This is a genomic window from Synechococcus sp. PCC 7502 (assembly GCF_000317085.1).
Lineage (GTDB): Bacteria > Cyanobacteriota > Cyanobacteriia > Pseudanabaenales > Pseudanabaenaceae > PCC-7502.
Map to the genome: position 1 here is coordinate 1,224,961 of NC_019702.1, position 20,413 is coordinate 1,245,373.

14 protein-coding genes and 1 pseudogene are annotated in these 20,413 nt (G+C 41.9%); 4 read left to right on the top strand and 11 right to left on the bottom strand.

Features of this window, described 5'->3' with window-relative positions:
• Positions 1–6: 6 nt before the first annotated feature.
• The 5 genes and pseudogenes from SYN7502_RS20465 to hpnI all read right to left on the bottom strand — a co-directional run bounded on the left by SYN7502_RS20465 (position 7) and on the right by hpnI (position 10,046).
• The gene (locus tag SYN7502_RS20465) at positions 7–5,250 is read right to left on the bottom strand and encodes a GAF domain-containing protein (protein WP_015167969.1); all 5,244 of its coding nucleotides are present in this window, start codon (positions 5,248–5,250) and stop codon (positions 7–9) included.
• Positions 5,251–5,444: 194 nt separating this feature from the next.
• Complete coding sequence (locus tag SYN7502_RS05945) at positions 5,445–5,660, bottom strand: hypothetical protein (RefSeq protein ID WP_041429275.1); 216 nt, start codon at positions 5,658–5,660, stop codon at positions 5,445–5,447.
• Positions 5,650–7,461, bottom strand: a complete 1,812-nt coding sequence (gene lepA / locus SYN7502_RS05950; protein WP_015167970.1) for a translation elongation factor 4 — start codon at positions 7,459–7,461, stop codon at positions 5,650–5,652. Before lepA ends, SYN7502_RS05945 begins: the two co-directional genes overlap by 11 nt.
• A gap of 122 nt (positions 7,462–7,583) precedes the next feature.
• Positions 7,584–8,783: pseudogene (ribBA, locus tag SYN7502_RS05955) on the bottom strand (bifunctional 3,4-dihydroxy-2-butanone-4-phosphate synthase/GTP cyclohydrolase II); the annotation flags it as partial.
• A 90-nt stretch (positions 8,784–8,873) separates the two neighbouring features.
• Positions 8,874–10,046 carry a bacteriohopanetetrol glucosamine biosynthesis glycosyltransferase HpnI gene (gene hpnI / locus SYN7502_RS05960; protein WP_015167972.1) on the bottom strand — a complete coding sequence of 391 codons (1,173 nt, stop codon included), beginning with the start codon at positions 10,044–10,046 and terminating at the stop codon, positions 8,874–8,876.
• Positions 10,047–10,190: 144 nt separating this feature from the next.
• On the opposite strand from hpnI, the gene SYN7502_RS05965 reads away from it, so the two are divergent.
• Both SYN7502_RS05965 and SYN7502_RS05970 read left to right on the top strand, forming a co-directional pair.
• The gene (locus tag SYN7502_RS05965; RefSeq protein ID WP_015167973.1) at positions 10,191–11,003 is read left to right on the top strand and encodes a squalene/phytoene synthase family protein; all 813 of its coding nucleotides are present in this window, start codon (positions 10,191–10,193) and stop codon (positions 11,001–11,003) included.
• A 145-nt stretch (positions 11,004–11,148) separates the two neighbouring features.
• Complete coding sequence (locus SYN7502_RS05970; RefSeq protein WP_015167974.1) at positions 11,149–12,261, top strand: aromatic ring-hydroxylating oxygenase subunit alpha; 1,113 nt, start codon at positions 11,149–11,151, stop codon at positions 12,259–12,261.
• A gap of 296 nt (positions 12,262–12,557) precedes the next feature.
• On the opposite strand, the gene SYN7502_RS05975 is transcribed toward SYN7502_RS05970, so the two are convergent.
• Positions 12,558–13,067 carry a phosphoribosyltransferase gene (locus SYN7502_RS05975; RefSeq protein WP_015167975.1) on the bottom strand — a complete coding sequence of 170 codons (510 nt, stop codon included), beginning with the start codon at positions 13,065–13,067 and terminating at the stop codon, positions 12,558–12,560.
• Between the two features lie 70 nt (positions 13,068–13,137).
• Entirely contained in the window at positions 13,138–13,383 is a 246-nt protein-coding gene (locus SYN7502_RS05980) for a TIGR02450 family Trp-rich protein (RefSeq protein ID WP_015167976.1), read from the bottom strand.
• Between the two features lie 72 nt (positions 13,384–13,455).
• Here SYN7502_RS05980 and SYN7502_RS18180 point away from each other — a divergent pair, with 72 nt between their 5' ends.
• Positions 13,456–14,094: an RDD family protein gene (locus SYN7502_RS18180; RefSeq protein ID WP_015167977.1), complete on the top strand. Its 639-nt coding sequence runs from the start codon at positions 13,456–13,458 to the stop codon at positions 14,092–14,094.
• A gap of 21 nt (positions 14,095–14,115) precedes the next feature.
• Here SYN7502_RS18180 and SYN7502_RS05990 read toward each other — a convergent pair whose 3' ends face one another.
• The 3 genes from SYN7502_RS05990 to SYN7502_RS06000 are packed head-to-tail and all read right to left on the bottom strand — an operon-like array spanning position 14,116 to position 16,993.
• Positions 14,116–14,505 (bottom strand): RidA family protein, encoded by a 390-nt coding sequence (locus SYN7502_RS05990; RefSeq protein WP_015167978.1) that lies wholly within the window; start codon positions 14,503–14,505, stop codon positions 14,116–14,118.
• A 25-nt stretch (positions 14,506–14,530) separates the two neighbouring features.
• Positions 14,531–15,814, bottom strand: a complete 1,284-nt coding sequence (locus SYN7502_RS05995; protein WP_015167979.1) for a hypothetical protein — start codon at positions 15,812–15,814, stop codon at positions 14,531–14,533.
• 9 nt (positions 15,815–15,823) lie between these two features.
• Positions 15,824–16,993 (bottom strand): HEAT repeat domain-containing protein, encoded by a 1,170-nt coding sequence (locus tag SYN7502_RS06000; protein WP_015167980.1) that lies wholly within the window; start codon positions 16,991–16,993, stop codon positions 15,824–15,826.
• Between the two features lie 293 nt (positions 16,994–17,286).
• Here SYN7502_RS06000 and SYN7502_RS06005 point away from each other — a divergent pair, with 293 nt between their 5' ends.
• Positions 17,287–18,927, top strand: coding sequence for a glycosyltransferase family 39 protein (locus SYN7502_RS06005; RefSeq protein WP_015167981.1), 1,641 nt, complete (start codon positions 17,287–17,289; stop codon positions 18,925–18,927).
• A gap of 153 nt (positions 18,928–19,080) precedes the next feature.
• Here SYN7502_RS06005 and SYN7502_RS06010 read toward each other — a convergent pair whose 3' ends face one another.
• Complete coding sequence (locus SYN7502_RS06010) at positions 19,081–20,331, bottom strand: DUF4912 domain-containing protein (protein ID WP_015167982.1); 1,251 nt, start codon at positions 20,329–20,331, stop codon at positions 19,081–19,083.
• Positions 20,332–20,413 lie beyond the last annotated feature (82 nt).

The window sequence follows — 20,413 nt, forward strand, 5'->3', positions numbered from 1 at the left end:
TCTCTTCTAATGGGTTAACAGAGTTTGAATCATCTGAGTTAGTTCTTTTAGTTTGACAGGCTTGGCAAGATAGTCATTTGCTCCTGCTTCTAAGCATCTTTCCCGATCGCCGGGCATTGTTAGGGCTGTTAAGGCAATGATATGTATATCTACTAATTTAAGGTCTTCACGAATGTGCTTAATTGCTTCTAGTCCATCCATAACTGGCATTTGAATATCCATCAAAATTAGATCGGGGGTTTCGGCTTGAACCAGAGAGATCGCTTCTTCGCCATTTTTTGCCACAGTAATGCGATAACCCTTCGCCTTGAGATAACTGGTAAAGGTACTGATATTTGCCTCGTTATCTTCTGCTAATAGGATTAGGGGTTGTTTGATGGGCTGATTATTTTCTGGAATATTTTGTTGATTATTTAACGGACTTTGCCCGTGAGGTAGTTCAAATTGATCAGAAACTTGATCCAGTTCATAATTCGCTTCATCCGTAACTATTGGCACTCGAACTATTGGTGCTGGATAGGGAAGATCGATGGTGAAACAACTGCCTACCCCCAACTCACTGGTAAGACCAACTTTGCCACCGTGCATTTCCACAATGCGTTTGACGAGCGAAAGTCCTAATCCTGTACCTGCGTACTGACGATTGAGCGCACTATCAATTTGTACAAAAGGCTGAAATAGTTTACTAATATTTTCGGAGGCAATGCCAATGCCTGTATCGCTCACAGCAATGCGAAGAGAATCCCGCACTTCCACACTTCCCTCTTGGGGGGGAATTCCTAATTCCTGCTCGGCTAAGGTTTTATATACTCTAACTTTTGTAATCCCTTGTAAGGGTGACTGGCTAGGTTTAATGATCAGTTTTTTACAACTGGCTTTAAGGGTAATACGTCCACCTTTAGGGGTAAACTTCACAGCGTTATTAAGTAAATTAATTAACACCTGACGGATACGCCGTTCATCTATAACTAAATCAGGTAGATTGGGTGGCACGATCATTTCCACTTGAATGCCTTTTTTTTGTGCCTGTTGTTTGATAAATACCAAACTGGAATTACACAGAGGAGCGATCGCTGTGGGGGTGCAGTCGAGTTCAATTTGTCCCGATTCAATTTTGGCAACATCAAGGATATCGTTAATTAGCTCTAGTAAATGGGAAGCACTACGTTCAATGGTTTGCAGAGCCTTAATTTGGCGATCGCTCACATTCCCAAAAATTTGTTCTTGCAGTCCTTCAGTCATCCCCAAAATCGCATTAAGCGGAGTTCGCAGTTCGTGACTCATATTGGCGAGAAATTCATCCTTCAGTCGGGTGGCACGGGCGAGCTCATCATTGGAAGCTGCTAATTGTTGGTTGCGCTCGGTGAGTTGTTGTTCTGCTAGTTGTCGTTCCGTGAGTTGTTGTTGTACCTGTTGGAATAAATCGGCTTGCTGAATGGCGATCGCTAACTGGTTCGCAAGCTGCTGGGTAAAATCAATTTCAGGCTGCTGCCATTTGCGTGTGGATGCACATTGATGAATGCACAATAAACCCCACAGTTGATCCGCAGAAAGTAAGGGAACTACCAGATTAGAACGCACCTGAAACTTTGCTAAAATATCGACATGGCATTCTCTTTGCCCATTTTCGTAGATATCCTCAGCGACATAATATCTGCCTTTTGCATAGAGAGAAGCATAATTTTCACCAAAGGTGTGATCATGAACTCGCTCGGCAAGAACGGAGGGAAAGCCATCTACAACTGATTCCGCCACAAATTCACCATCATCAAAACCAGATTCAGGGTAAAACTTAAAGACTCCCACTCGATTTGCCCCCAAAACATGGCGAATTTCTAAACAAGCAGTATCAAAAATCGTCTGTAGATTGAGGGATTTGCGAATGCGTTGGGTCACTTCCCGTAGGAGTTTTTCACGGTTTGCCTGTTGATGAATAATCTGCTCGGCTTGCCTGCGATCGGTAACATCTCGAAAAATAGCACGGGTTGCCACAGGTACCCCATCCTTCATCCGACAGTTAATACTACCTTCAGCAATTACTTCCTGCTGAGTTTTGGTTAAAAATACCAACTCGACCCAATCAACTTTGGTGAGGATACCCGCTTGCATTTGTCTCAAAATTTCCCGATATGGCATCTGAGAGTGGGAATGTAGCACATCAAAAATTGTAAGTTTAACCACTTCTGCTTTTGAGTAACCTAGGGTTTCCCGCCAAGCTTGGTTAACGTATTCAAACCTACCATCGGGCAGAAAAACACTCTGAATTAAATCATTGGCATTATCAAAGAAATCATTTAACTGATTTTCTCGCTCAAATAGTTGGGCTGTGCGCTGTGCCACCCGTTTTTCTAACTCGGTATTTAGTTCTTGTAGCTGTAGTTCATAGTGGATAAGATCAGTAATATCTTGGACAGTACCCCTTGTCAAAATTGGGCTGCCATCTTCAGCATAAATAGTTTCTGCCTGTTCTTGGACATACTTAACCTGTCCATTTGCCAATAGGATACGGTGCCTAATCATGTATGGAGTGCGATTGCGAACGGAGTTATTAAATGCTTGAGCAACTGCCTCACGATCCTCTGGATGCACAGCATTTTGGAATACCTGAAGGGTAAGTTCAGTTAGTCCCCCCTCGGTACTCTTGGTGTTTGGGGTGATCTCAAATATCCGATAAACTTCATCTGACCAATACAGATTCCCATTACTAAAATTCTGCTCCCAGTTGCCGATACGGGCAATCCTCTGTGCCTCTTGCAGGCGATCGGACAGCAGTTCAAGTTGTTGTTGATCGTAAGCTCGCTCTTGGGCATCAGCAATGGTTTGCCCCATCACGCCCAGTAATCTAATACTTTCTTGACCCCAAGTATTCACCTCACCAAAGGTGGCAAATCCGATCGCCCCAGTCACAACTGATTTTCGTACTAACGGCACCATCAAAATTGATCTGAGGTTTAACTGTTGCCAATTAGCTTGATCGATCGCTGCTGCTGGAGGTAAATCATTGACATCATGGATATATACAGTCTCCCTTGCCATAATCAAAGGACTACTCCACGGGAATAATATCCAACTGGGAATATTTTGGGCGACACCAATTTGGGCGGGGTACCCAGCTTTAACCCATTCATTGGTCATGCTTGTGGTACGGCTGATCTCGTCATAGGCAAAAATGTAGCAGGTATCAACTTGGGTAACTTCACCAATGAGATCGAGGGTATGTTGAATTTCGGCATTGAGGTCATTAGGGCTGACATCCACAAATCGACCAATAATTTCGGCAATTAAGCGGTTAAAATCTCGTTGAATTTGGAGAGCCTGTTCTGAAGCTTTGCGATCGCTAATATCAGTAATTGTGCCTAAAAACCCATTAATTTTCCCATTACTATCCACTTCAGCAACGATCTGTCCATAGACCCAAACCACTGCCCCCTCTGGACTTAGATAACGATACTCCAACTTAAAAGGACGATTTTCCGCTACAGCTTTTTGACGTTCTAGGGCAACTCGCTCCCGATCATCAGGGTGTAATGCCTGTTGTAATTGATCTCCTAAGATTGCTTCTAAAGGAATTCCGGCAATTTCGCACCAACGTTGATTGGCATAAATACATAGTCCAGAGACATCCGTTCGGAAAATTCCCACTGGCGATGCCGCGACTAAAGAGGCATACTGCTGTTTACTGTGACGTAACCACTCTTCCGTTTGTTGGCGTTCAATTAATTCCTGCTGTAATTGTTCGTAGGTAGTGGCTTGTTGCAGGGCGATCGCTAATTGAAATGATAATAATTCTAATAACTCTATTTCTTCAGGTTGCCAGTTTCGAGCAAATTCACTTTCCGTGGCATTGAGTAATCCCCACAGTTGATCACCACACAAAAGCGGAACTATCATCTTGGCACGGGTATGGAGGCGGATTAATAATTCCCGATGACAATCTGTCATTTCAATCGCATAAATATCGGGGACAACTCGAATATGCCCTTGGCGATAAATTTCTGACCAATCTTGCTGAAAACAACTATCTTGAATACGTTCACCGATTAGAGATATTTCCGAGTTCGTAGATTCAGCCACAATTAACATCTCGCCATTAGCTTCACACCGAAAAATATTAGTGCGATCGCAACCTAAAACTTGGCGGACTTGTTCTACGGTCGTATCCAAAATTGATTGAAGGCTTAAGGATGAGCGAATTTCTGCGGCAATTTTTGCCAGTAATTGATCCCGTTCTAACTTTACCTTTAGTGTATTTGTGCGCCTCTCTATCTCCTGCTCTAGCTCAAGTGTGCGCTTTTCTAAAAGCTCAATTTTTTCAACTTCCAATCGTATTAATTTCTGCTCTAGGACTTCAGCTAATTTATATAGCTCCAAGGGGTTAAGTGCCTGTAGTAGATTGCTCTCAGTTACAATTCCCAATAATTCACCTTGGCTTCCAGTCACTGCCAAACGGCGGATGCGCTTATCCTGCATGATTTGATGCACAGCCCACAAAGACTCCTGGGGCGATATCGCAAATACTGGCGTACTCATGACCGATTGCACAGGACAATTTACCCAATCTAAGCTCAGTGCCTGAAACTGCACAATATCTCGCTCGGTAACGATGCCCACGGGAATTTTTAGAGATTCTCTTTCCTTAATCAAAACAATGCAACTGACTTCCTGCTCTGTCATTAAAGCGGCGATCGCTAAAATTGAAACATCATCTTTGCTATAAATTACCTCCGTGGTCATAACTTCATTCACCAGGCGCAACCGCAAAAGGTCAATGGGATGGGAGGTTTGGCGTAAGCTTTCTTGGGTTAATAAACCAGCCAAATGATCATCATCGTCAAGCATAGGTAAATGGCGAATTTGATGCTGTTGAAATAAACTTACGGCTGATAATAAATCTGTGAATTTAGACTCCTGTAAACTAATTACAGGATGAGACATCAGATTGGAAATCGGTACCCGTAAATCCTGCTGCTGCCCAATTAGCCTTACTACATCTCGTTCCGTCAGAATACCAACTAAACGCTTATGCTCGACAACGATAATGCAACTAGATTTAGCTCTGCTTATACTCTCATGTAAATTCTCTAGAGGAAAATCAATAAATTCTTTTGAAGCTTCTGCATAACTAATTAACACTCCACTCATCTGGGCGATCGCCTCAATTGCCAAAGTATGCGGTGACACAACCAAGGGATCACGAATAATCGCCGTCTGCCGTTGGGCGAAAGTAAGAGCATTGGAACGATTAAGCATAGGTTTATTAAAGCTTGGGTTTGATCTTATCTGCCACACTCTGTATAAGCGACTCCACCAAGACTTAGGAATAAAAGCTAACTACTAAATAGCTAAGTAGTAATATTTAATGATTCCAAAAACTATAGTTTTATGCTACCTATGATTGTCCATGATTAAACAATAATTTAGTTGTTAATTTAATTCAAGAAATATTAAACAGCCCCGCCCATACTGTCGATAAATGTGTCAATCAAAGACTTAATCTTGTTGGATATGCGATCGAAGGTTGCCTTGCGTTCTAATTTTGAGAGCAGAAAAACTAAAACCCACTCCAGAGCTTCTTCCCTTTCTATTTTTAGATTATTTATGTTTGCCCACTTACTGAACTTACGGCTGAACTTACGAAGGAATAAAATACTAATCGCCATTTAATTGCAAAATCGCCATGAACGCCTCTTGGGGAACATCCACAACCCCAATTGATTTCATCCGTTTCTTTCCTTCCTTTTGTTTCTCTAAGAGTTTTTTCTTTCGAGATACATCACCGCCGTAACACTTACTTAACACATTTTTTCGCATCGCAGGAATATTCTCACGGGCAAGGATTTTTGTGCCGATCGCTGCTTGGACAGGAATTTGGAACTGGTGACGGGGAATTAATTCCTTGAGCTTAGAAACTAAATTTTTACCTAAATGATAAGCCTTTTCACGGTGAGCAATACAGGCAAGGGCATCGACGGGTTCTTCATTCACTAGAATATCGACTTTGACTAGATCATTCTCCCGATAGCCAATCACCTCGTATTCCATACTGGCATAGCCTTTAGTGCGGGACTTCATTTGATCAAAAAAGTCAGTCACAATTTCTGCCAAAGGAACTTCGTAGGTCAAGGTAGCTCGATCTTTGGTGATATATTTCATGTCGATATAATTACCTCGTCGGGTTTCACATAGCTCCATCAGCGTACCGATATAGTGTTGGGGAGTCATAATATCCAGTCGGACGTATGGTTCTTCAATTTTTGTCCGTTCCTGAGGGTTAGGCAGTTCGCTGGGATTATCAATTAACACCACTTCACCCTTAATTTTTGTCACCCGATAGATCACTGAAGGAGCGGTCACAATTAAATCCAGATTATATTCTCGCTCCAGTCGCTCTTGGACAATTTCCATGTGCAGTAATCCCAAAAAGCCACAACGGAAGCCGAATCCCATTGCACTGGAGCTTTCTGGTTCATAATTTAAGGCGGCATCATTAAGTTTGAGTTTTTCCAATGCTTCCCTAAGGTCTTCAAACTGATCGGCATCGGTGGGGAACATACCGCAAAATACCATAGGCTTTGCTTCAATGTAGCCCGGTAATGCTTCTGGCGCAGGATTTAGTCCAGAGGTAATAGTATCGCCAACTCTGGCATGTTCTACGGATTTAATGGCGGCGGCTAAATATCCTACTTCTCCCGCATGGAGTGATTCCACTTGAATTTGATTTGGTGCCAAGACTCCCAGTTCATCAATTACATATTCTTGCCCTGATGCCATGAAGCGCACTCGATCGCCCCTGTTAACTGTGCCATCCATGACCCGAAAATAGACAACAACGCCGCGGTAAGCATCATAATAACTATCAAAAATTAGCGATCGCAAAGGTTGATCAACGGTATCTTTGGGGGCGGGTACTTTTTTAACAATTTCCTCTAAAATTTCAGGAACGCCAATTCCCGCTTTAGCAGAAGCTCTAACCGCTTCGGAACAATCTAAGCCAATTAATTCTTCGATTTCCGTAGCAATGCGTTCTGGTTCAGCACTAGGGAGATCAATTTTATTTAATACGGGAATAATTTCCAGATTATTCTCTAAAGCCAAATAAACATTCGCTAATGTCTGAGCCTCTACGCCCTGGGAAGCATCCACTACCAGTAAAGCCCCTTCACAGGCAGCCAAACTTCGAGATACCTCGTAAGAAAAATCCACATGCCCCGGAGTATCAATTAAATTCAAAACGTAAGCTAAGCCATCTTGGGCTGTGTAATCCATCCGTGCCGCTTGGAGTTTAATCGTAATTCCCCGTTCCCTTTCTAAGTCCATGTTGTCCAGAAATTGTTCTTTCATCTCCCGTGACTTTACGGTACCTGTAGCTTGCAATAAGCGATCGGCAAGGGTAGATTTCCCATGATCGATGTGGGCAATGATCGAAAAGTTACGAATTCGAGATACGGGAACGTCAGTCATAGCTTAATTGTTTCTATCGGGGCATATACTTTTTCCCATATTAACCTCTAAACCTGACAATAAAGCGATCGCTCTCGAGCTAGTAAGAGGCTGATTAGATTGCTCTAAAATTTTTCCAAGGGGATAAAATGCCCCAATTTTTCTGCTTTTGTTTCTAAATAGCGTGAATTATACTCATTAGTTTCAATTAGCAAAGGTAACCGCTCGACAATTTGGATGTCAAAGCCTTTCAAACCAGAAATTTTGCGGGGATTATTAGTGACTAGGCGCATTTTTTTGACCCCTAAATTATGGAGAATTTGAGCGCCAACGCCATAGGTACGCAGATCGGGAGCAAACCCTAGTTTTTCGTTTGCCTCGACGGTATCTAGACCTGCATCTTGGAGATTATAGGCTTTAATTTTATTGATCAGCCCGATCCCTCTGCCCTCTTGGCGCAGATAAACTACAATCCCTGAACCTGCATATTCAATCATCTTTAAGGCACTTTGTAGTTGTCCCCGACAGTCACAGCGCAGGGAACCTAGGGCATCTCCCGTTAAGCATTCAGAATGGACTCGCACCAGCACTTCTTCGTCTTTAAATCGGCTTTTATCGCCCTTAACGATCGCTAAATGTTCAGTGTTATCCAAACTATTACGATAGGCATACACCGTGAAATTGCCAAACTGGGTGGGTAATTCAGCCACGGATTCCAGATGGACAAACTGCTCATGGGCTAATCGGTAACTAATTAGATCGGCGATACTAATAAGCTTGAGGTTATGTTTTTTGGCATATTCCACCAATTCGGGTAACCTTGCCATGGAACCATCATCATTTTGAATTTCACAGATTACACCTGCGGGATATAGACCAGCAATTTCTGCTAAATCCACAGCCGCTTCCGTATGTCCAGCCCGTTTTAGGACTCCACCAGTGCGCGATCGCAACGGGAAAATATGCCCCGGACGCTTAAACTCATTGGGCTTGGCGTGGGGGTGAATTGCTAGTTGAATAGTATTGGAGCGATCTTCAGCAGAAATACCTGTGGAGGTACTCATAGCATCAATACTCACAGTAAAGGCGGTTTGATTATTGTCGGTATTGCGATCAACCATCAGAGGAAGTTCTAATTGATCGAGGCGATCGCCCTGCATTGCCAAACAAATTAAACCTCTGGCGTGAACTGCCATGAAGTTGACCATTTCTGGAGTTGCAAACTGGGCTGCCCCGATTAAATCTCCCTCGTTTTCACGGTTCTCATCATCAACTACCACAATTAAATGACCTGACTTTAGGGCGTGCAGTGCATCAGGAATTGAATCAAACTGGAATTCCATGGAAGATTTTAAACTTTTGTAACATTAATAACCCTATTCTACGTTACCCTGAGTTGTTCAGCTTTTTTGCAAGCCAAATTCGCGAACTGGTTAATCATTTAGATCATCATTTAGAACCAGTTTGCCTGAATCCGATAGCTTTAATCTGCGTCCCCGCCAGTTCATGCTATTACTAAACCAGCTATACAACCATATCCCAAAGCTGAGTAAATCCCGAATAGGCACCAACCACAGAAATTTTGATGCGGTTCGATCTTTGAGTCCCCATACTGCCACTACCCAAGCTAAAATCATCCGACTTATCCAAGCGATCGCTAGTCCTACCCACCCCCACCCAGAACCGCCGGAGATCAATAAAAATATTAGACTAGTGGCAATACCTTGGGTAAAAAACAAGCCTAAATAGCCCCAAGGACGAGATACCTTAGTGCAGTATGCCCAGCGCAGTTGCCGATCTAGCAATTCGGGAAAATTATTGGTTGAGATGAAGTGATCGATAATGTAATGAGACAAAACAACTTTGTAGCCCAATTGCGATGTTAGATAACCAATTTGATAGTCATCTGCTAAATAAGCCGCAATCGCCTCAAAACCGCCAATTTCCGCTAGAACAGTTTTCTTGATGGCAATAGTTGTACCTAGGGCAAACTTAATTCCTTCCAATTGATTCGCAACCAAAACGCTAGATAGATAATCTGTGGAAATTCCTACTGCCTCAAGGGTTGCCACCCATCCATTCATAATTGGGCGGTATAAGCAAGTTACAGCCCCTACCCTAGGATCAGCTAAAGGTTGGACTAAGGTTTGCAGATATTCTGGATCAACCCTAACATCACTATCTGCTAATACTAAAGTTTCATACTTTGCCATAGGTAGAGCATTTGCCAGATTGCTAATTTTATAATTTGTCCCAATCAGGCGATCGTTTTGAACCAATTCAATATCAAGGTGAGGAAAATCAACGGAAGGAAAGTCATGGATAATCTGCTTAACTACGGCAATAACTGGATCATTAGGGTCACTGACGGCAAAGATGAGTTGATACTTAGGATAATTTTGGGTGCAAAATGAGGCAAAATTCAGGTAAATTTCAGGGTCTAACCCACATACTGGTTTCAAAATTGTAATTGGGGGCAGATAATCCAATTTTTGAATAAGAGCGTATTTACCGTAAGGATTTTTAAAAAAAGCGATCGCTGCGTAGATACCATAACAGGCATAAACCGTGGCGGGTAAGCAAAAAATCAAGCCTAAAAAGTCCATCACCCTAAAATAACTCAATAAAAATTCAATTTTGCAAGAAATGTACTATTCTAAATCGACAAAACCACTTAAAATTAGGCGGATTGAATGAGATATTTCAGTCTCTCGGTTTATTTAGTGGGAGCACCATAGAGGAGTGAGCCAATGAATTTACGTAAAGATGCCCTAGAAGTTCTTAAAGAAACCAGTCGCACTTTCTACATTCCAATTAGTAGATTACCCAGTGGTTTACAGGAAGCAGTTACTTCTGCCTATCTGTGTATGAGAGCAATTGATGAAATTGAGGATCACCCCAGTTTAGATAATGCCATTAAATCTGATCTATTGCAGAAAGTTAGTATAGTTTTGCAATCGGGCAGAGATAGTTTCGCTCTCAATGCCTTTGCTAATGCCTTAAGTACCCATGATCATGTTTTGCCAGAGGTTTCGCTCCGCATTGGCGAATGGGCAATGATGGCTCCTGCGTCGATCGCCCCTAGGGTTTGGGATGCTACGGCAGCAATGTCTGATCGGATGGCATACTGGGCAAATCGTAACTGGCAAATCCATTCTGAAATCGACCTTGATGGTTACACCTTCAGTGTGGCTGGGGCTGTGGGCTTACTGCTATCTGATCTGTGGGCTTGGTATGACGGTACTCAAACTAATCGGATTCAGGCGATCGGTTATGGTCGAGGCTTACAAACCGTCAATATCCTTCGTAACCGTTCCGAAGACCTTTTACGGGGTGCAGACTTAGTTCCCGATGGTTGGAATAAAGAAGACCTGATTGACTATGCACGTCGTAATTTGGCACTGGGGGATATTTATACTAAGGCACTGCCACGGGGACCAGTTTTAGACTTTTGTCAAATTCCCCTAACTTTGGCACATGCTACCTTAGAAGCGATCGCCCACGGTGCAGACAAACTCACAAGGTCTAATGTCATGGCATTAATTGAACGAGTATGCAGCTAAATATGGTCGTACTCAAATATGTGTAGTATGTTGATGTGCCAAGGCTTTATCCTTTATCGTCTAAAACTAACTACCTGTAACACTTGCCAGAAGTTTTACAGGTTTATCCACACTTTTTATAGTACTACTCTAAGTATATTTACCAATGAATGTCTATTCTCAATCTGCAAAATTGCAATCAGTTAATAATAATCTCAGTAAATCAGCCACACGATCCAAGGTTAACCAAGAAAGTGCGGACATCCGTAAAATTGGACTTAATCCTAATTTTTGGTATCCCTTAGCTCGCTCAAAAAACTTGCGCATAGGGAAGCCTTTGGCGGTTACCTTTGCAGGTGAACCAATTATGCTTGTCCGTCCTGAAAAGGGTGATTTATTTGCCCTTGAAGATCGTTGTGCCCATCGCCAAATCCCACTTCATCTCGGAGTAGTAAGAGGAGAACGGGTGCAATGTCATTACCACTGTTGGACGTATGATCGTCAGGGATCATGCGTTAATATTCCCTATTTAGATGGGCAAAAACATCTTCCCAATGGGGTACATAGTTATCCAGTACGAGAAGCCTATGGACTGATCTTTGTCTATACTGGTGATCTCAATGCTTCTGGGTTTTCCCAGTTTCCGGAAGTCCAAACTTTTGCTAATCCCAAGTATAAAACTCGTATCCTTGATCGTTCTATTTCCTGTCATTACTCGTTTATGCATGAAAATTTGATGGACATGAATCATCAGTTTCTGCACCGTAGTTTAATGGGATTAATTCGTACTACATTGCTAGATATTCGAGCTAAAGATGGCTGGGTAGAAGCAGATTATACGTTCTCACGCTTGGCAGGTAAGCAGTCTCTTGGGGAAAAGTTTATAATTGGCAGTCGCAAAATTGAGACCGATGAGATTGATAAAATGACGATCCGCACAGGCTATCCCTATCAAACTCTTAAATTTTGGATGGCAGGGAGTAGTGAACCAGCTTTAGATTTATGGAATTGCTATGTGCCCACAGATCGTGAACAAAGACAAAATCAGACTTATGGACTATTGATGATTGCTAAACCAAGCATTACCATGCTGATTCACTTGCTTTGGCCATTTATTGTGGCTTTTACCAATGGTATTTTTGCTCAAGATCAAGAAATTGTCGAGGTTGAGCAACGAGCATTTGATCAACAGGGCGCAGATTGGAATCATGAAATTTCTCCAGCAATTTTGCAGCTCAGAAAGCTTCTAATTCATGCGGGTGTTCCTTTAAATTTTTAGCCTTAATAATATCCATTTGCCCTACTTTTAGGGGCATAAATTTCTATAAAATTATTAACCAAGCTTAGAGAAAAACTTACAGATTGGTTTTAGCTTTTTGATTTCTTTTTGCTTAAACCCAAACTAGGTTAATAATAGGAGTTACGCACTCAAATTTGCCCAGTACTTATAGACGGAAGTTTGAGGGCTGTGCCCTAAATTGGGGCTTTACTCCAAACCCCTTTGGATCCAAGATTTCTTTTATGTTGTGTAAGCCCTGAATAAGCCTTGACTAAATTTATAAGTAGTTCAGGGATTTACTTTTGAGCAAGCTTGGCTATATCCATGTGTTCATACTTCTCAAAGGGTTGATGAATCCAAGGACTATCAGGAAGATAATCCACATAAAAATCTGGGACATATATACTTACTGCCTTATACCAAATTACCGCTGTTCTGATCTCAGACACATCATAATGCTCATGCTCATTCAGCCAAACTATGGTCTGCCCTAATGTCATACCCGAATCAACTAAATCATCTACCAACAGCACCTTATCCCCAAGGGTGGGAGTAGTCATGGAAATAGATTTAGCAAAGGTAAGCCTAGGACGACGCACCTTATCATCATAGGAGCTAGCAGAAAGAATAGCGAGAGGTTTATTAAATATGCGGGAAAAAATATCACCGACTCGTAAGCCACCTCTGGCTAAACATAGAATTTGATTAAATTCCCAACCAGAACGATAAATTTTAACTGCTAACTGCTCAATTTTTTCGTCATACTCTGCCCAAGAGAGATAAATATCGGATTGAGTATCTGACATAGGAAATAGTATAAGAAATAAAATAAATCTTGGCTTTGGATTTCAGTCTTAAATACTTTATCAGGAAAAGTTAAATTATTTCCGTAGTCCTTTCCGTTAAAGCAATCCAACCCGGTTGCCACAGGTTACGATCTTTTAAGGCTTTAGCATTTAGCCAAAACCGCACCGATTGATCACAAGTTGCCTTAAGTTCAGCGAAGACCATATTTTTTTCATTCTGGCGATTAGTTACAATAAAGTGCCGCCAGCCGAAGGTATCTTGTCTGGCAGTCCACTTGGAGCCAACTAGATAAGGGAATTTTTGTTTTTTGGGCATTAATTTGGAGATTTATTATTGATATTTAAGATTAATCAACAAAGCACTAGAATTTAGTTGTAGCATAAGCCTATGTACTTTGAACCTGCTTACAATCGTTTACCCCTTGCCCCAATTGGTAAAAGAATTGGCAGCTTTGCGTTGGACTTTTTTGGCTGTGCTTTTATCGGCAAGCTTGGGGAATCTTTACTAGGGATCAATGAGCAGTCTGGTTGGGGTTTAGTTGTGTTTGCCCTAGTCTGGGGTGGCGATCGCGTTTTATTTGCAGGCAATAACCAAGGACAAAGTTTGGGACGGTGGTTACTGAGTCTTAAAACCGTGGATATGCAGTACGGTAAATCCTCAGGAATAGCTGAGCTATTTAAGCGGGAACTGGTTGTCTATCCATTTTTGGCATTTGTATTGGCTGCCTCCAAGTCTCCAACTTCTTTGGCATTATTTGCGGTTTTACCTTTAGTCATTGATGCTGCCTTTGCGATCGCTGACAGTCGAAAAATGCAAACTTTACATGATAAGTTAGGTAAAACCATTGTGATTGAGACCCGCCGAGGTTTTCAAGTTGATCAAAAGCTATCTAAATTATTTAGGCAACTGAGTAAAATGCCCCGCCCTAGTTTTCCTAAACGGAATGTTTCCGAGGGCAATTTTGATGATTACTTTAATCCCCGTCCACCTAAATCTTTTAAACGTCGACCTCGAAGACGGGAATAAGTAGAAGTCTAAACAACAAAACTAGACAGCAACAATACACTCAATTTCCACAGCCACATTTAACGGTAATCTTGCCACTTGTACACAGGAACGAGCAGGGGCTGGATCAAGAAAATACTGACCATATACGGCATTCATCGCCGCAAAATCTGCCATATCCGCCAAAAATACCGTGGTTTTAATCACATCCTTAAATTCAGCCCCCGATGCAGTTAATACAGCTTTGATATTTTGTAAAACCCGTTCAGTTTGGATAGTAATGTCACCAGTTTCTACCTTACCTGTATGGGGATTTAGGGGAATTTGTCCCGCCAAGTAGATCAATTTAGAATTAGCAGGTATGACGATCGCTTGATTATAGGGACCAACGGGTAAGGGTGCTTCGGCAGTGCGGATAACTTGAAAACTCATGAATTAACCTAGTAAATTTAGTAAATTATGGATTAGGAGGTTGCTTAAACATTTTGGCGTAATCTTGGTCATTTAGATCAGTTTCTGTGGTGTATGCCAAATTATCCGTACCAATTACCTCGGGGGCGATCGCAAACTGTTGGGCAAGTTCTAGCTTTTGTTTGATCTGTGGATTTAATTGTTTTAAAACATCAGCCCGTTCAGAGCGTTGACGATTCCTTTTGATAATCTTGCTATTTATGCCCTTAAGCACAAAATATCTAACCGTGGGGATGGTTAAAAATAAAATGGCATAACCCAATAATAGGTAATAGGAGCCAGCTATAATTCCCAAAAAGTCACTTAGCTCTGTACCGCCCAGTTGCCCCAGTAAAGAACCCAGAAATAAAGCTGAGCCTAAATAAAATACACCTAGGGCGATCGCTAAGGTAATTTTGCCTGCCCCTGCTTTACTAAATTGCCATATTTTTTCCTGTAGAAAACTATTACTAGGATTAGATTTAGAGCGATCGGCAGCCACTTTTTGTAGGTCGGGAAAACTATAGGCAAGGGTACCAATTTCCGTAACTTGGGGCAGTCCATTAAATTTGGTTAGCACGGGGATCATATAGTCTTCAAAACCCTCTTGAGTATCTGCAATCTCATCTAGGTAAGGAGCCACTTGTTCAGCTATGACTACGCCTTGGTGACTGCGGATCAACGCAGAAATCTCTTGACTCCGCCGTTCTTCCAGATCATAGTTAGGGTTTCCATCTCCAAATAAAAACGAAAAAATACTTTCGAGGAAGCCCATATTCGAGTCGTTTGCTTTGGATTTAATCCGATCTGGATGTTCGTAGTAGCTGGGCGCGAATATATTACCGAAATCAATCCAGAAGAAATTAGGAATAAAGTTGAACCCACCATCCCGATCATCAGACCTCCGATTATCATTATCACTACTCCGACTTTGGAGGGCAATTACCGCCAAGACTATACCAATTACGACGATCGCAATGGAAACCACTAATAAAATCCCAAAGGAAATTCTAATTAAATAAAATACCCATTTCCAAACTTGTCCTAACCATGCTTGCAGTCTCAGCTTAAAATTACGACTCCATAAAATTTGCCGCACTTGGGGCGAGAACACATAGACAATTTCCCCAGTTTCCGAGACTTGGAGATTACCACTGGTTTGCGTAGCTAGGGCTAATAGTTCCCTCTGCGCTAAATTTACATCTAAGCCAGATTGGGCAGCAACGTCACCTATAGTTACTCGATAGTTTAATTTTTCTACGGCTGTAATTACGGAAAATTGAGAACTCATAAGCTTTGATTACTGGAGGATCGTATAGTCGGCGTAGTTATCGAGTTCATTTTCGTTATGGTTAATAGTCGGAACTAAATACTGGGGAACGTTTATAGATTGGGTAAAGGTCTTTAAGATTTCTTGAGCTTGAGGATGATTAATCCTGCGCAAGGCACGCATTGCTGAATTACGAACCGAGCGATCGCCATCTTTGAGCATCATCGCTAGGGGATGAATACACTCAACAGAGCCAATTTCACCGAGAGCCGCCGCCGCATTACACCGCACATGGGGAAACTCATCATTATATAAGACATCGATTAATAAGGGTACAGATTGATCTATAGCCATTTGCCCTAAGGTACGAGCAGCAACGGTTCTAGTATCGCTAGACGGACTCTTCAGCATTTCTGACAGGGCGGGGATGCAGGGACTACCAATATTTTTGAGGGCTTGAGCAGCTTGAGATTGCACACTGAGATCGACATCAGTTAACCTTGCAGCAAGGGCAGTGCAGGCTAGGGGTGAGCGTATTTGTCCTAAAGCCCAAGCTGCTTCTAGTCTTACGGTTCTTACGGGATCGCCTAGGGCATTAATCAGGGCAGGAACGGCTAGGGGCGAGTTGATCTGTCCTAAGGAATGGGCGGCATGGATACGGACTAGTTCTTCCCCCCGTTTAAGAATATCCACCAGAGGTGAAACCGCACTTAAACCACCACGAGCTAGGGCTTTAGCCACAGATGCCTGAACTTGTACAGACTTGTGATTCAGCATTTTCACTAGCCACCGTATTGCTTCCATTGTTCCCATACAGCCAAGGGCAGTAGCAGCGTGGGAATAGAGTTGGCGATCAGGGTTACCCAATGCTTCAACTAGGTTAGGAATTGCTTGCGGTGACTGCATATATCCTAAAGCTAAAGCGGCTTTCTTAGCGATCGCTAGATCATCTCCATCTAAACGGGCAATTAAATCAGGGATGATATTATGCTTGGATTTAATTAATTTGCGTAGAGCCTGTGAATATTGGTCAGAACGAGTAGCAGCATCAAATTCCGCCAAAATCGCTGCCACCCCACCTACATCTGGAGCAGACTTTTGCCATTTATATTCAGACTCAGAGTTAATATTATAGTCTGACAGTCTAGGTGGCTCTGGCTTATGACTAGCCTCTATTTTACTTTTGCCTGAGTCTTCCATAACTGCTTAATTTTTAGTATGGGGAGAGATATAGGGAGACAATCAATACTAACTATCATACCCAAAACTAAAATAACTAATGCGAATTAAATACATATATTTTTTAGTCTCTTTTTTCTGATCTCTTTCTGAATCTCTTTAAAAATAATGACGAAAGAGCTATGCCTCAAAAATCTAGATGTTAATGCCAATTTTGCTATTTTTGCTATTCCGCAATTGTGAACCGAGTTTCAACCAAAACCAACTCATGAATTTTTAATTTTTGTTAATTCTATTAACCTTGATTTAAGATTGTGAAGTTATTAGTAGTTATTAAATGTAATCCCTATATGCACTCAAAAACTGGGGAATTAATACCGTCGAAGTTTCTACTGATTTTATTAATTGTGGCGATCGCTTTGGGGATTTGCCTGAGATTTTTGGCACTAGACCATAAGTTATATTGGCATGACGAAGTTTATACATCATTCCGTGCGGCTGGGTTTACAAGTCAAGAAATAAATCGAGCAATTTTTACCGATCAAATTACCTCACCGCAGTCAATCCTTAAATTTCAGGAATTAAAGCCCAATAGCTCTGCCCTAGATACTATTTTCTCGCTTGCGATCGAAGACCCCCAGCATCCGCCGTTGTATTATTTAGCCTCTCGCCTATGGATGCAAATATTTGGTAGTAGTACGGTGTCGATGCGATCGCTAGCCGCCCTCATTAGCCTGATTGGTTTACCATTAATCTATGGGTTGGCATGGGAATTATTTAAATCTCGGACGATCGCCTTAATTGCTGTAATATTTCTAGTCTTATCTCCCTTTGATGTTTTATTTGCCCAGATTGCCCGTCAATATAGCTTATTGTGTGTAATTAGCCTTGCCAGCAGTTTGTGTTTTTTAAGAGCCGCACGAATAGACTCTAAGCACAGTTGGATCATTTATTCCCTAGTAAGCGTCATTGGACTATATACCCATCCTTTTTTTGGCTTTACCTTAGTTGGGCATGGCACATACCTCCTAATTTTGAAATTAACCTACTTAAAGTTAGATCAAGATTCTCTCCCTATTAAAAGATACTTGCAGGCGATCGCCCTAGCAGCCTTAATTTATTTACCTTGGATCTGCGTCATGGTATTCAACTACCAAAGGGTATCGGCTACGACCAATTGGGTAACAGGGGCAGCAGATTGGCTATTTTATATTCGCACTTGGTTACTCAGTTTTACCTGTCTATATTTCGATCTGGACTGGGGATTTGATAATGTCTGGACATATGTACCACGCTTACTAATTTTTATCCTGATGGTGGCAGGAATTTATTTAATTTATCGCCGTACTGAACGCCAAACATTCATATTTATCCTTACCGCAATAGTCGTACCATTTGCACTTTTACTGCTTCCAGACTTGATCTTAGGAGGACGACGCAGTACTGTGACTCGTTATTTAATTGGTAGTTACGCTGGGTTACAACTAGCGATCGCTTATTTAGTCGGCATTACCTTACAACACAGGCAAATTGTAGGACAAATTTTGGGACGGAGTTTGATAGTTCTATTGGCAGCCTGTAGCATTGCTTCCTGTATAGTCAGTAATAGTACTGATACATGGTGGACTAATATTCCCAGTTATTTTAATGGTATAACTGCAAAAATTGTTAACTCTAAACCTGCCCCACTATTAATTACAGATGCAGAAAATGGAATCAATTTAGCCGATATTATTTCCATATCTCATTTACTGAGCGATCGCCCAAAACTCTTGCTCTTAAGTCATTCCCAGCTACCCAAATTACCTGATATTTTTAGTGATTACATGGTATTTCGTCCATCAAGTCAATTAAGGCAAGCGATCGGGGATAAAAACTTAGAAAGCATTCCAGATACTGGCGGCGAGTTATGGCGACTGAAACTGAGAGATAATCGGTTAGTTTTCCCAGCTTAAAATAGTGCCATAAAAATATTAAGTAGGTGTACTCAGGCAAAGTTAATACTTTTAGGCGTACAACCAACTATGAAAAAGAGTACATAGAAACTTTTCCATATACTCCAATTACTTATATTTTTAGATAATTTTTAGGTGATTTTCAAATAACCTTTAGACAAGCCATTCGGGAACTGCTTCCTCCTTGGTGTTTGTCCGACGCTCTAGGGTTTGACGCTCAAACTTCAGATGAATAGACCGATTTTGTTCACCATCCGCAGCAAGGGCGAAGATAGGATAATCGATAATGCCATCTTGGAACGACATGTGGTGACGGAAAGTACCATCATCATTAAGCTTAATGGGGCGACCACCAATGGTAACAGTTGCATCTGGTTCAGTGGCACCATAGACAATTAATTCAGCATCAGCCACAAGCCAAAACTGCCGAGGACGAACGCCCACCCCTAGTAAAGCGGCTCCAGACATACCCACGCCAGAGGCGGTTAAGCCAGATATACCTGCACCACTCCACAAACCTACTCCAGAGGGAAATACATAGGAACTCAAAGACTCAAAGCCTAGACCAGCACCCGACTGTTGTTGAGAACCATACAGTGAACCAGCAATACGTTGCTCTTCTGCGGATTGGGCAAGGTTAAATATTTGATCATAGATGGGGGCAGGTTCTTGAGTAGGGGATTCTTGGGTAAAGGATTTTTGCTCAGGGGTAATCAAATTAAATAGGGTTTCACCGACTAAATTTTGTTCCCAAGGCACGGTAATGAAGTGATCCTCAATCCAGTCCGTAGGATAAACAGGTGGGATATTTACTGGCACTGACCGAGAAAGCACTAGCCAACGTCCGTCAGCACATCTATAGCCAATTTCGACCACATAACTGCGATCGCTCACAGGTACAGGTAAATACCATTCCCTTGCTAATTCATCACAGGGATATTCTTGGATACTGTGGGGATACTGATAGTCAAGATTTAGATTAGTCGAATCATACAAGCGCAAAGCTAATTGCTGACCACCTTGCAGACGCTTCTGCTCCTTTTCAGAGTTAGGAATATCCCAATAAACATAAGCCCACTGGGGATCACGGGGCAAAAGGACGATTCTACTTTCACCATAGCCATCGGGAATTGTTCTTTCTTGAATAGTGGTGAGATCGGTAGGAGAAATTTCCTGTTCACCTAGATCAAACTTAGTTGCTTCTACAATTTCTTTTGCATCTGTCATATTTTTATCCAAATTACGATTCAATCTGTTAAAAGACCCCTTGCTTTGGGCAACTTGAATTGCCTCTAAAAGCTGAGATTTACGCATTCGACTGTAACGGAAAATTTCAAATTCGGCAGCGACCTTACGCAGTTGACGCAAAGTCATCTCTTCAACTGGTGGACGTTCTTTTGCCATTTTTTACCTCCGATGATAGATGGTGATCCCAATGAAAGTATTACTAATACATAGTAGTCATTTATACTGGCACATTGCCTAA